This window comes from Phaeodactylibacter sp., from assembly GCF_040219495.1.
GTDB lineage: Bacteria > Bacteroidota > Bacteroidia > Chitinophagales > Saprospiraceae > Phaeodactylibacter.
The window spans coordinates 60,608-73,942 of the sequence record NZ_JAVJSK010000137.1; the positions used below are offsets into that span (position 1 = coordinate 60,608).

14 protein-coding genes are annotated in these 13,335 nt (G+C 52.1%); 6 read left to right on the top strand and 8 right to left on the bottom strand.

The window, feature by feature from the left end:
- Positions 1–17 precede the first annotated feature (17 nt).
- Positions 18–509: an RNA polymerase sigma factor gene (locus tag RIC19_RS22060; protein ID WP_350180543.1), complete on the top strand. Its 492-nt coding sequence runs from the start codon at positions 18–20 to the stop codon at positions 507–509.
- A complete protein-coding gene (locus RIC19_RS22065) occupies positions 493–1,149 on the top strand; it encodes a hypothetical protein (RefSeq protein ID WP_350180544.1) in 657 nt (218 codons plus the stop codon). Before RIC19_RS22060 ends, RIC19_RS22065 begins: the two co-directional genes overlap by 17 nt.
- 39 nt (positions 1,150–1,188) lie before the next feature.
- On the opposite strand, the gene fdhD is transcribed toward RIC19_RS22065, so the two are convergent.
- Positions 1,189–2,040, bottom strand: coding sequence for a formate dehydrogenase accessory sulfurtransferase FdhD (fdhD, locus tag RIC19_RS22070; RefSeq protein ID WP_350180545.1), 852 nt, complete (start codon positions 2,038–2,040; stop codon positions 1,189–1,191).
- A 272-nt stretch (positions 2,041–2,312) separates the two neighbouring features.
- Between fdhD and RIC19_RS22075 the strand changes: the two genes are divergently transcribed.
- From RIC19_RS22075 to RIC19_RS22090, 4 genes are read left to right on the top strand one after another with little or no spacing between them, the layout of a single operon-like run.
- Entirely contained in the window at positions 2,313–3,251 is a 939-nt protein-coding gene (locus tag RIC19_RS22075) for a formylglycine-generating enzyme family protein (protein ID WP_350180546.1), read from the top strand.
- 29 nt (positions 3,252–3,280) lie between these two features.
- Positions 3,281–4,612, top strand: coding sequence for a Gfo/Idh/MocA family protein (locus tag RIC19_RS22080; RefSeq protein WP_350180547.1), 1,332 nt, complete (start codon positions 3,281–3,283; stop codon positions 4,610–4,612).
- A gap of 1 nt (position 4,613) precedes the next feature.
- Entirely contained in the window at positions 4,614–5,567 is a 954-nt protein-coding gene (locus RIC19_RS22085) for an FAD:protein FMN transferase (RefSeq protein ID WP_350180548.1), read from the top strand.
- Between the two features lie 58 nt (positions 5,568–5,625).
- Positions 5,626–6,249, top strand: a complete 624-nt coding sequence (locus RIC19_RS22090) for a transposase (RefSeq protein WP_350180549.1) — start codon at positions 5,626–5,628, stop codon at positions 6,247–6,249.
- 129 nt (positions 6,250–6,378) lie between these two features.
- On the opposite strand, the gene RIC19_RS22095 is transcribed toward RIC19_RS22090, so the two are convergent.
- The 7 genes from RIC19_RS22095 to hisS form a co-directional block, all read right to left on the bottom strand.
- Positions 6,379–7,032, bottom strand: a complete 654-nt coding sequence (locus RIC19_RS22095) for a peroxiredoxin (RefSeq protein ID WP_350180550.1) — start codon at positions 7,030–7,032, stop codon at positions 6,379–6,381.
- A gap of 325 nt (positions 7,033–7,357) precedes the next feature.
- Positions 7,358–7,669, bottom strand: coding sequence for a type II toxin-antitoxin system VapC family toxin (locus RIC19_RS22100; protein ID WP_350180608.1), 312 nt, complete (start codon positions 7,667–7,669; stop codon positions 7,358–7,360).
- Between the two features lie 71 nt (positions 7,670–7,740).
- Positions 7,741–7,950: a hypothetical protein gene (locus RIC19_RS22105; RefSeq protein WP_350180551.1), complete on the bottom strand. Its 210-nt coding sequence runs from the start codon at positions 7,948–7,950 to the stop codon at positions 7,741–7,743.
- A gap of 128 nt (positions 7,951–8,078) precedes the next feature.
- Positions 8,079–9,887, bottom strand: a complete 1,809-nt coding sequence (locus RIC19_RS22110) for a MutS family DNA mismatch repair protein (protein WP_350180552.1) — start codon at positions 9,885–9,887, stop codon at positions 8,079–8,081.
- A 15-nt stretch (positions 9,888–9,902) separates the two neighbouring features.
- Positions 9,903–11,327, bottom strand: coding sequence for an Asp-tRNA(Asn)/Glu-tRNA(Gln) amidotransferase subunit GatA (gene gatA / locus RIC19_RS22115; RefSeq protein ID WP_350180553.1), 1,425 nt, complete (start codon positions 11,325–11,327; stop codon positions 9,903–9,905).
- Between the two features lie 6 nt (positions 11,328–11,333).
- Entirely contained in the window at positions 11,334–11,960 is a 627-nt protein-coding gene (locus tag RIC19_RS22120; protein ID WP_350180554.1) for a hypothetical protein, read from the bottom strand.
- Positions 11,960–13,327 (bottom strand): histidine--tRNA ligase, encoded by a 1,368-nt coding sequence (gene hisS, locus RIC19_RS22125; protein ID WP_350180555.1) that lies wholly within the window; start codon positions 13,325–13,327, stop codon positions 11,960–11,962. Before hisS ends, RIC19_RS22120 begins: the two co-directional genes overlap by 1 nt.
- Positions 13,328–13,335: the final 8 nt, after the last annotated feature.

Here is a 13,335-nt window from a genome sequence, read left to right on the forward strand (position 1 = left end):
TTTGCAAATATAAGAGCGTGAGCAGTGATTTTTATTCAATATCGATTAAGCCTTATTCTGCCATTATCATAAAGATATGCAGGGCTTACACGGATACTCAGGAAGATTTTGAGGATTACTATCAGGAGGTTTGTTTGCAAATTTGGAGAACCAGAAACAACTTCCGGGGGCAATCTGACTGGTCTACCTGGGTGTATCGGTTGGCATTGAATGTAAGCCTGACCATGCTAAAAAAGAGGAAAAACACCGAGCAGTACCTTACTGCTGAATCCTTGCCTGATGGATTGGCGGAGGACAGCCAGGCATTTGCTGATGAAGCGCTCAATCACTTGTATGGGGCTATCAAACGCTTATCAGAAGTAGACAGGGGCGTGATTTTACTTTATTTGGAAGAAAGGTCTTACCAGGAAATTGCCGAAATCACAGGCACGAACGCCAACAATATTGGGGTGCGTATTAATCGGATTAAGGAACGGCTGAAAAAAATGTTAGATGGAAAAGTCAATTGAATCAATTTGGAAGCAAGGGTTTTTAAGTAGCGATGCATTGGTTGCCCCAAAGCTGAATGATCTTTACAATCAAAAGTCGATGCATTTGATTGACAAGTTTAAAAGAATGTTCAAAATCAATCTGAATGCAATTATTGCAGGCTCCATAATGTTTTTGGTGTTTTCTTTTTTGATGGGCATTCCTTTGATGGGGGTAGGCTTTTTTTTTACCCTAAGCATGATCGTTATCGTCAACAGGAGGCTTTCGAAGGGATTGAATAAAATTGATAAGAGCGAAAGCAGCTATCACTATATTAAAGCTTTTGACAACTGGATGAAGCAACAGGTCAGCGTAAATAGGAAAATGGCCAGGTTCTATTATCCTTTATTCTTTTTATCAATAGCCCTTGGTTTTTGGCATTACCATTTTGACGGAAAACCATTAGGCGAAGCGGTCACAAATCAACTGGTTTCAAATTATCCCGGCATTGATCTTGTTTTTGGTGTGCCGGTATTCATCATCCTTGGTGTAATTGTGTTGATGGCCCTGCTGGCCTACCTCGGAGGCAGGATCTATAACTGGGACCTGAAAGTGGTGTATGGCGGGGTGTTGGAAAAACTGGATGAAATCATTGCAGATATGGAGGAATTAAGAAATTAGTGGAAAGTGCAAACTACTGCGGTGTTTTTTCTTAATGAATCAGGCCCTCACCCGTTCCGCCCCACAGTACACATTAAACCGCTCCCCCCGCAGAAAACCAATCAGCGTCATGCCGTGAGATTCTGCTAATTCCACCGCCAGGCTGGAGGGTGCCCCTACTGCTGCCAAAAGAGGCACACCCGCCATCGCTGCTTTTTGCACCAGCTCAAAGCTTAGCCGCCCGCTGACCATAATAGCCTGGTTGCGCATGGGGAAGCCCCCGGTACGCATAGTTTCCCCGATAAGTTTGTCCATAGCGTTGTGGCGGCCAACATCTTCCCGGAGCAGCATTAGTTGCCCGTTCTCATCAAAGGAAGCCGCCGCGTGGATGCCGCCGGTCTGCTCGAATAAGACTTGCCGGGCCGACATATGGTGTGGAAAGGCCTGGATTTGTACCGGGTTGAATACCGGAAAGCCTCGTTGCGGATAGTACAAATTGACCGTACTGAGCCTTTCGATGGAGGCTTTACCACAAACTCCGCAGCTGGAAGACGTGTAGAAATGACGGTTGAGCTGTTCGAAATCTACCGGCGTGTCGGGGGACAACTCGACCAGGAGGATATTCTTCGCTGATTCAGGTGAAAGCGCCTGCCCAATGTGCCGGACACCGACCACCTCCGATGCACGGCCGATAATACCTTCTGTAAAGAGAAAGCCCAGCGCCAATGCTTCATCCTGACCGGGGGTACGCATGGTGATGGACAAACTGCGGTGCTCGCGCTGGCCTTGCGGGCCAAAGCCCAGCTTCAGCTCCAGGGGTTCTTCACAGGCAACGAGATCTGCCTTTTCCTGCTTTTGGCCCTTTCGGAATTGCAGCACAGTTTTGGTCTTAATGCCGGTATTTGGAGGCATAGGCTGATTTTTCTGAAAAACACCGTAGGTGGAGTAGGGGTTCAGCCTTCAACGGTGCATCAGTTCAACATATACACTACAAAACCCTACTTCGGTAGGAAATCACCCGTCTGATTAAAAACGGATTGCACCAGTTGCTTGAAAGTAGCTGGTGCCTTTCTTTTTCAGAAAGTTCGATCCGACCTGCGACTTTACCATACTGTCTGCTCTGTAGTTGCCTCCATTTTCATTACATTTAGACAGCAATAACCTCTTTAACTAAAACCTCTTAAATGCGGCATTGGACGAAAGCACCATTACTGGCCCTGGCTTTTGGGCTGGCCGGGTGGAGCACTTTACAGGCACAGGCCCCTGAGGTCGGCAGGACTTCCCGTACGACCATTCCTGGCACTACTGTGGAAGTGGAAACCGTTTACCTGCCCGGTGGCACCTTCGAGTGGCAGCAGGGCGAAGTGGCTCAAACCGCAAAAGTAGATCCATTCTGGATAGGCACGTACGAAGTCACCCATGATCAGTTCAGCCTGTTTCAGCATCGGGAAGAAGATTCAGACGAGAGTGCCTGGGAAGGCGGTACTTATGAAGCTGATGCCGTGAGCCGGCCTACCCCGCCTTATATTGATGTCACCTTCGGAATGGGGCATGAGCCGAGGCACCCGGCGGTCAATATGACGCAGCAGGCAGCGATTCTGTTTTGCGGCTGGCTGTACCAAAAGACGGGCGAATTCTACCGCCTGCCCACCGAAGCCGAATGGGCCTATGCCTGCCAGTTGAGCACGCAAAACATGGAGGAATTGGACAGTCACGCCTGGTATTACGAAAACAGCGAAGAAACCTATCATAAAGCCGGGGAGAAAGCCCCTACCGGACTGGGCATTTACGACCTCCTGGGCAACGTGGCCGAGTGGACCCTCGATGCCTATACCGAACCGGAGACTGCCGGGGAGGAAGTGATCGACAACCCGTGGGCGGTGCCGGAGCGCCGCTACGGACGGGTAGTCAGGGGCGGCTCCTTTGATTCCGATGCAGAAGACTGCACCTGTGCGGCTCGTGGAAAATCCTCTATCCGCTGGCAGCAACGCGACCCGCAGATTCCCAAAAGCCTTTGGTGGAATACCGACTCGCCCTTCGTGGGCTTCCGGTTGGTAAAGCCGGCACAGCAGCCAAGCCCCGAAGAAGTAGAGGCTTTTTTCGGGAAAGCGATCAAGTGGTAATATTCCTAACCAGAAAAAAATGTACGACTATGCAAAATGATCAACCTTCAAAAATGAAACGCCGGGACTTTGTCAAGAAGACGGGCTTTGCTGCGGGCGGGCTCATGATGGCGCCTGCTATCCTTTCTGCCAAAGCTTACGTGGAAGGCAATGACACGATTAAAGTCGGTCTCATTGGTTGCGGCGGACGCGGTACTGGTGCGGCCCTGCAGGCCATGTCGGTTAAGGAATCGGTGAAATTGGTCGCTATGGCGGATGCCTTTCAGGACCGCCTGGAGGGCAGCTACAAGCAGCTGCAGCAGGAAATGCCCAACTACGAAATTGATGGGGTCCGTATGGACGTGCCGGCTGAACACCGCTTCTATGGCTTTGAGGCTTACAAACAGGTGATTGACCTGTGTGATGTGGTCCTGATTGCCACACCTCCGGGTTTCCGCCCTGCCCACTTCGAGGCGGCGGTCAAAGCCGGTAAGCATGTATTTATGGAAAAACCAGTGGCTACGGATGCTCCCGGGGTGCGCAAAGTGCTGGAAACAGCAGAACTGGCGAAAAAGAAAAAGCTGAACGTGGTGGTGGGACTGCAGCGGCATTACCAAAAGAAATACCAAAAGTGGGTCGACCTGCTGCACGAGGGCGCTATCGGTGACATCACCTCTTCCCGCGTGTACTGGAATAGCGGCGGCGTATGGGTGCGCCCGCGCAAACCGGGCCAAACGGAGATGGAATACCAAATGCAAAACTGGTACTACTTCAACTGGCTTTGCGGGGACCACATCAACGAGCAGCACATCCACAACCTTGATGTGGGCAACTGGGTGAAGCAGGCCTATCCGGTACGGGCCTCCGGCATGGGCGGGCGGCAGGTGCGCACCGGGCCGGAGCACGGTGAGATTTTCGACCACCACATGGTAGAGTATGAATATGCTGATGGCTCCTTCATGCACAGCCAATGCCGTCACATCAAGGGCTGCCCGACGATGGTGACGGAAGCCTTTCAGGGGACAAACGGTACGGCGCCAAAGCCGGGGGTCATCCTGACCCGCAGCGGGCATACTATCCTGGACTACAATGACCGAAAGGACCCCAACCCCTATCAGTACGAGCACGACCTGCTCTTCGAAACCATAGCCAATGGCGATTATAAATACGAAGATGCAGAGAATGGTGCGAAGGCAACTCTGACAGCCATCATGGGCCGCATGGCTACGTACTCCGGGCAAGTCATTGAGTGGGACGCTGCCCTGAATTCCGACCTCAGCCTGATGCCGGAGAAGCTGGCCTGGGACGCCAATCCTAAAGTAATGCCATTGGAAGATGGTGCCTACCCCATCGCAGTGCCCGGAGAAACCAAGGTGCTGTAGGATGTGGAAACTGCGCTTCCTGGTGCTTTGGCTCAGCTGTTTGTGGGTTGTGGCGGTCGGTGCGCAAGAGCGTTATACCTTCACGCACCCGCAAATGGGCACGGAATTCCGGATCATCCTTTATGCGGACTCCGATATCCTGGCCCAAACGGCTGCCCGGGCGGCTTTTGATACACTTGATGCCCTCAATGCCCGCCTGAGTGATTACGATTCGGAAAGTGAGTTGAGCCGCTTGAGTGGTCTGGACTCCGGTCGTGTGGTGGAGGTGAGCCGCCCGCTCTGGGAAGTGGTGTGGCAAAGTCAGGCACTATCGGCGCACAGCCAGGGCGCATTTGACCTGACCATCGGACCGCTGTCCAAGCTCTGGCGCCGGGCCTTCCGCCAACAGCGTTTTCCGGGCGTTGATCGTATTGAGGAAGCCCGGACGCAGGTGGGGTATCAAGGCATTCAAGTGCTGCCCGGTCAGCGCCTTCAACTACTGCGTTCCGGTGTCAAGCTAGACGCCGGCGGTATTGCCAAAGGTTTTGCTGTGGATGCGATGATGGAAGTCCTGCTCGCGCACGGTATCCAAAGCAGCCTGGTGGATGGGGGCGGAGATATCCGCGTCACGTCGCCACCGCCGGATGCACCTGGCTGGGCCATTCAGGTGCAGCAAATGGACAGCCTTGGACAATCCCAATCTGTCACCCTGCATCTTGCCCACTGCGCTATCGCTACCTCCGGGGATTATTACCGCTACCTCAGCTGGGAGGGGCAACGCTATAGCCATATTATTGACCCTCGTAACGGGCTTGGGGTGCAGCATGGTGCGCAGGTTACAGTGCTCTGCTCCGATTGTGCCACGGCTGATGCACTGGCGTCTGCCATTAGTGTGATGGGGCCGGGCGCGGACTGGGGAGGGCTGCTGCGGGTTTATCCCGATTGTGAGGGGTGGGTGGTGCGGAAGTTGGAGTGAACAATAGTTGTTGGATAACCAAAAGGCACTTACGAAGTGCTTTTCAACACCAGGACCTATGAAATTCATCGAAAACCAAGTATATCATGTATTCAATCAGGGCAATAACCGGCAGAAGGTATTCCTTGAGCATGAGCACTATCTGTTCTTCTTGAGAAAGGTACGCCGGTATATCTTGCCTCTTGCCGATGTACTATGCTATTGCTTAATGCCGAACCATTTCCATATTCTTCTTGTGCCAAACGAATTAGCGGCATTGCCGAGTAACGCGGTAAAGCCACGCATAAAAAGACAAGTCACAAATACAGCAATACAGCCAGAGCAGGACCGTCAGGAGAAGCTTAGTCAGGCCATTGGCACGCTTCTGAGCAGCTATACCAAAGCAGTAAATAAACAACGGGGCTGGTCAGGCTCCATATTCAGAGGAAAAACTAAGGTTAAAGATGGTTGGATTGAGGGGCCAATAACGCTGGAAGGACCAAACCAACACCTTTTCTTTAGGGCAGAAAACGGATATGCCCGGCAATGTTTTCATTATATTCATCAAAACCCGGTTAAAGCTGGTCTCGTATTAGGTGCTGTTGACTGGCCTTATTCTTCTGCTTCTGATTATGCAAACCTAAGACAGGGGTCATTGCCCAATAAAGAACTGGCTAGGAGTCTAGGGCTTTGGCAGCCGTGAGTTGGAAGGCACTTACGAAGTGCCTTCCAACTGCCAAGAGGGCCAACCGCCAAAAAGAAAATGAGCCCAGCATCCCTGCTGCGCCCATTTCCTCATCGTTATCGGTCTTGACTAACTTCTAATCCAGGTTTAGATATCCTTCTTCGCCAGATAGAAGTCTACCATTTCGTATTCTGTATTCTTGATGCGCTCGTCCATCTCTGCCAGAGTTTTGGGTGGAGGAACGATGGCTTTCTCACCTGGTTTCCAGTTGATAGGCAGGGCGCAGTTACACTCATCTGCTGTTTGCAGGGCGATCAGTGCGCGCTTGATTTCTTCCATGTTACGGCCCACATTCAGTGGGTAGTACATCATTAGGCGGATGGTGCCTTTAGGGTCGATAAAGAATACCGCCCGTACAGCAGCTGTAGAGCTCTCTTTGTCGTGTAGCATGCCATACAGTTGAGAAACCTTCATATCCAGGTCAGCAATGATCGGGAACTGGAAGTAAACGCCGGTTTTTTCCTTCACGTTGTTTACCCAGGCGAGGTGGGAGTGGATGCTGTCGATACTCAGGCCGAGCAGCTTGGTGTTGCGCTCGTCAAAGAACTGCTGGTCAACCGCGAAAGCGCTCATCTCTGTGGTACAAACCGGTGTGAAGTCGGCAGGGTGAGAGAAAAGGATCACCCAGCTGTCTTTGTTGTATTCGGAAAGCTTCAGTGGACCGGTAGTGGTAGAGGCAGTGAAATCAGGTGCCTGATCGCCGATGCGTGGCATTTGATTGATGGTGGTGTTATCTTCCATGTTTGTCTATGTTTTTAATTATTTGATAACACAAATCTATGATCATATTTACATGAATTGTGTGCCGGTCATCACACAAAGCATCAGGCTTTTCTATGGAGATATTGGTTAAAGCTATACTTTCGACAAGACGGCGTCCTCTATTTTTCAGTGCAACTAAGAATAATATTTTGACTCTTAATTGCTCAAATGTTGAACTGTTTAGAGATGCTATTTTAGCATCCAAATGGTCCTGATAGATAAACAGACTGATGCAGAACTTAACCCTAAACGCCTTTTGGTCCTGAAGGAAATACAGGTGAGACTATTCAGAAAACACACCCGCTTACTTTTCATACGGGTTAATGAGGCTTAGACCTTCAATATGCTTGAAGTCTTTGACATTTCTAGTGAGTAGTGTAAAATCATGAGCCAGGGCAGTAGCAGCAATGATTGCATCCGGGAGCTTGATTTTATGAGCTTTTCGTATTTCTGCGGTTTTTAACTTTATATTCTTTTCAAGCTCGAGGACCTGGGCGTCATGAATAAAGTCACGAAGGACTATTAAATCCTTCTCCAAATCTGTTTTCCAGCAGAGCAACTCTATTTCGGTGATCACTGAAATCGCAGGACTGGAATCCAGTAGGGTCTCATCGATGAACTTTTCAGCCGTGGGCGGAAATTATTGCTGCAAGTAATAAATAGCGGTATTGGTGTCCCAAAGATACTTTATTCCCATTCGCCTCTCAATTCGTCTAACTGTTGGTCAATCTCGCTTAAAAGCTGTTTGGACATAGCTCCTTTATACTTAGTCCAGTCTACAGGTTCTCTATGCTCTTCGGGCTTGCTGTTTCTCAAACGGATAAGCTCCAAAGACTCCATGTCCCGTAAAAGGTTCAGTGCTTTTTCGTTTATAATATCTACTGTGATAGTCCGCATATTACTGATCGTTAAATGAGAAACGGCTGTGTCACCCTATTTAGAAAGAACATAGAATGCAGCATTTCAACTATTTATACAGTCAACACAAATTTAGAATAAAAAGGTCAATGGCTCGCTCTTAAAGCTCATTCCTCAATCTTGATCCCCATCCGCTTCATCAAAAGCGTGGCGTTAAAGGACTGGCTCACGCCTTTCTTGAGCTTGTAGTCGAAGTGCAGCTCCCCGCCTTGTATTTCCACCTCAATGCGCAGGTTCTCAATAGTGCCATTGGCTTCGGCTTCGAGCTGCCCCAGTTCAAGGTCGTGTGTGGCAATAATGCCTGAGCCCCGGCTGCGGATGAGCTGCCGGATGAGCGCCTTGGAGCCGGTATGCCGGTCGTTGCTGTTGGTACCCTTGAGGATTTCGTCGAGCAGGAAAAAGGCCTGTAGCTGCGGTGGCTGATGATCGGCGGTGTCCTCCACGGCTTCAATGATAAACTTCAGCCGCTTGAGCTCGGCGTAGAAGGAAGATGTGCTTTCCTGCAAGGCATCCTGCGTGCGCATACTCGTGTAGACCTGCAGGGGAGGGAGGGTCATGCGGCGGGCACAGACCGGGGCGCCGCACATAGCGAGCACCATATTCAGGCCTACTGTTCTCAGAAAGGTACTCTTGCCTGCCATATTCGAACCGGTGATGAGCTTGATGTGCCCGTTGGTGGGCAGGTGGATGTCATTGCATACGCGCTTATCGCGGTGCAGGAGCGGATGGCCCAGGGCTTCGGCTTCTACCACGGCACTATTTGTGATGGCGGGGAAATTCCACTCGGGATTGTTGTGGTGAAGGTTGCCCAGGCTGCTCAGCGCTTCAAAACTGGCCATAGCTTCAAACCACCTTGGCAGATGCCCCTTGACGGCCGCTTTCCATTGTTCCAACCGGTAGACATACTGTAGTTCCCACAGCCCGAAGATGTTGAAGATAAAGGAAAAGGCATTGTACCGCACATTCAATTGCCGGATGATGTAAGACAGGCGGCGGATCATAGCAGAGGCAGGCTGTCCTTCGGTGGACAGCTCATCGTGGAGTTGGCGCAGGAAGGGGCTTTGGAAAGTTTGACCCTCAATGTGCTGAATAAGCTGTGCATAGTGGCGAAGGGCCATTTCCGCATGCGTTGTTTTTTGGTGCGTTTCGTTAACCCGCTCCACAAACTGCCGCAAGATAAGCAGGGCGGGCAGGTAGAGCAAAATGCCCAGGTACCAGGGCAGGTAGAGTGCCCAAATTACAGCGGCGGCGACCGACCAGACAGGAATGGCGTAAAGCGCCACGGCTACCCATTTTTTGTTGGTTAGAAAGGGGGGCTCCTTCATCCATCGGTGCAGGAGGCTGATTTGCTCGAGGTTATCCTCCGTTTCCAGTCCATACGCCTGAAAGTGCTGCCGCCAATCCAATATTGTTCCGAGTTCCTTCAGCCCCTCCTGCCGTTGTTGGATGGCCTCGGGCGCAGCCGGTTCGGCCAGCCATCGGGCAAGCATTTGCTGCCCCAGGGCAGTGACCGCCCGGTTGAGGTATTGAAACATGGAAAAAGGCCCGTAGAGGTCCAAATCTATGGCATTGGGATGGCTTTGATCCAGGAAACGAGTCCCATCATCGTAGTTGGAAAAATCGTGCTGCTCCACGGCAGCCTCCCAGGTATTGACTTTGGCGAGGTTGCGCTGATGCTGTTCTTCCGTCTTCAGCCGTTGGTGCCAGGTGACAAAGCGGTAAAAGCCTGCCAGAAAGATAATAATACTGCCCACACCGGCCAAAGCGTGCACCCCATTCCAGAGGAGTATCACCGCAGCGATACCACCCAGAAAAATCAGTAGGCGGATAATGGAAAGGCGGTTGTACCGTTGGTTTAGGGCATCAGCAGTCGATTCAAACTGAGCTGCGCGTTCGGTATAGTTGGGTCGGGTCATGTGGTTGAAGTATGATTAACGGGTGAGGGTGCTGGCCAGGCTCAGCAGCGCTGCTTCCGTAAATTTGGGCCCCATCAGCTGCATGCCTATGGGCAGGCCGGCTTCGTCCGCTCCGGCGGGAATGCAGATGGCCGGGATTCCTGCCATGTTTGCCTGCACTGTGAAAATATCGGCCAGGTACATCTCTACCGGATCAGCCGATTTATCGCCCAGTTTCCAGGCGGTGGTCGGTGCAGCAGGCATCATGATGAAGTCGTAATCCCGGAAAATGGCATCTGTTTTTTCTTTGAGCAGGCGGCGTACTTTTTGGGCTTTGGTGTAGTAGGCATCGTAGTAGCCCGCGCTGAGCACAAAGGTGCCAAGCATAATGCGGCGTTTCACTTCCGTACCGAAGCCCTCTGTGCGGGACTGCTGATAGGTAGACAGCAGATCGGTGGCATTTTGGCTGCGGTACCCATAGCGGATGCCATCGTACCGGCTGAGGTTAGAGGAAGCCTCCGCAGTCGTCAGCACGTAATAGGCCGGGATCAGGTAATCGAGGAGGTCAAATTCAACGCCCTCCACGGTATGCCCCTGAGCTTCCAGCTGCTGAATAAAGGACTGGGCAGTGGCCCTCACTTCGGGCTGTATGCTTTCGTGCTGCAGGGCGGCCGGGAAATAGGCAATGCGCTTTCCAGAGGGGGCAGTCTTGATCTCCGCCGCTGTTGGTACAGGCTTTTGGCTGGCCGTGCTGTCGTATTCATCTGGGCCGGCCATGATTTCCAGCAGTAGTGCTGCATCCTGTACCGAATGAGTCAGGGTGCCGATTTGGTCAAAGGAAGAGCCATAGGCCAGCAGCCCGTGTCGGGAAATCCGTCCGTAGGTGGGTTTCATCCCAATCACCCCACAGAAGGAGGCCGGCTGCCGTACCGAGCCGCCGGTATCTGAACCTAGGGAAGCCAGGCAGGTGTCTGCTTGTACGGCTACCGCAGAGCCCCCGGAGGAGCCACCGGGCACCCGCTCCGGGTCAGCAGCGTTGCGCACCGGCCCGAAGTGGGAAGTTTCGTTGGAAGAGCCCATCGCAAATTCATCACAGTTTACCCGCCCGATGATGATGGCATCTTCAGCGAGTAGCCGCTCAATAGCTGTAGCAGAGAAGAGGGATTCAAAACCTTCCAGAATCTTAGAACCGGCCTGAACACCATGCCCGGCGTAACAGATGACATCTTTGTGCGAAAGTACCATGCCGTACAGCCGGCCGAGTTCTCCGGGCGACTGCTGATAACGGGCGTCGAGGGTGCGGGCGCGTTCCAGAGCTTCCTCCGCGTAGACTTCTACATAGATATTCAGGTGAGCCTGCTGCTCAATCTGGTCAAGGTAGTATTCCACGAGTTGAGTGCAGGTCAGGTCGCCATCTTCAATAGCCGTACGTACTTGGGAGAGGTGGGTGAATTTTGGCATGGCGGATTAGTTAAGGATCTTTAAGGTCCAGCGGTTTTTATCCGGGCTTTCGCCGGGCTGCAGGATGGCAAAGTTACGTTTGCGAGTGCTGAGCTTGACTGCTACGCCCACGCCAGCCGTAATCAGGCTGTAACCGGTGATGCGGAAGTAGCGGTCGCTGTTAAAGCTCCCTTCGCCGTAATCAATACTGGCTAGCGGAGCAACGAGTAAAGCACCGGCAGCACCGGCAGCCATCAGGGCTTTACCGGCTTTATTCAGGCGCTCAACAGCCGGAGTGCGGTAACAGATTAAATGGACTTCTTCCAGAGGAAGACGGTAGGGTTGACGGCCGAGGAGCTCCTCATAATAGGTTTTATCTTCCCGTTGCAGCCCATTTTCAAAAATGTACTGCTTGGTTTCCTCTACGGGGAGAATTTGCAGCAGCCCTTTTTCCGGAGCCTGCAATGCACCGGTCAGTACCCGGTTGTTGGTACGGACCATCTGAGCGGCAGGCAACTCCAGGTGCAAATCTATTGTGCTGCCCGGCTTAAGGGTAAGGGAACGCCCGTTAGCAGTATTTTCCAACTGCAGCTCCTGCGCAATAGCAAGGCTGCCGATGGCACATAGCAGTAAGCTGAGGTAAAAACGCTTCATCACTTTAGGTGGTCTATAATGGCATTTAGTTGGAGGCCCTCCTGTTCGCCACTCGCCATGTTTTTGAACGCCAGTTCACCCGATTCCATCTCGCGGTCGCCAATAACGATGGTGTAAGGCACATTACGCTGATCGGCGTACTTCATCTGCTTCTTAACCTTGGCGGGCTCGGGGTAAAGTTCGGCATTGATACCCGCTGCCCGTACTTGCTGCAGGGCTTTGAAGGCGTAGCGGTGCGCCTTCTCATCAAAGGCAATGAACAGCAATTGCAGGGTATTGGCTTTGTCTTCCGGGAAGAGGCTGAGTTCTTCCATAACATCGTAAATGCGCTCCGCCCCGAAGGACACGCCCACACCGGAACCATTGGTCTTCATACCAAAGTTTTCAGTGAGGTTGGCGTAGCGGCCGCCTCCGCCGATGCTGCCCATTTTGATGTTTTCCTGCCCTTCAGCTTCCAGGTCAACGGCTACTTCGTAAATGCAGCCGGTGTAGTAGTTGAGCCCGCGGGCCAGGGTGATATCGAATTGGATGGTATTTTGAGTGTCGCCCAGATTGAGGTAACTGAAGACGGTTTCCAGTTCTTCAATGCCTTTGAGCCCGGTTTCGCTTGCCGCAAAGGTGGATTTAAGGGCTTCCAGCTCAGTGGTGCCCAGCATGGCCTCAATTTTTGCGATAGCGTCGTCTGAGATATCCCGCTTGTTGAGCTCTTGCTTCACACCATCCATGCCAATTTTATCGAGTTTGTCGATGGCGATAGTCATGTCCATGAAGCGGTCTTCAGACAAACCGGCAGCTTCTGCCATGCCTGCCAGGATTTTCCGGTTGTTGAGCTTAATGACCACCTTGAGCCCCAGCTTTTGGAACACCTCATCGTAAATCTGTGCGAGTTCGGCTTCGAACATGAGGGACTCCGAGCCTACCACATCTACATCGCATTGGTAGAACTCCTGATATCGCCCCTTCTGCGGCCGGTCGGCACGCCAAACCGGTTGAATTTGGTAGCGCTTGAAGGGAAAAGGGATGTCATTTTGGTGCATGGCCACAAATCGGGCGAAGGGCACCGTAAGGTCGTAGCGCAGCCCCCGCTTGGAGATGGAAGGGATGATTTTCACAGAGTCCTTAGCCTGCAGCGCCTGATCATCGGCTTTAGACAGAAAGTCACCGTTGTTCAGCACTTTGAACAGCAGTTGGTCGCCCTCTTCCCCGTACTTGCCGGTCAGGGTGGCGAGGTCTTCCATGGCCGGCGTCTCAATAGGCTGAAAGCCATAGCGCACGAAGACTTCCCGTATGGTGTCGAATATGTAATTGCGTTTGAGGACCTCAGCCGGGCCGAAGTCGCGTGTACCTTTAGGGATACTCGGTTTCATAGTCGTTT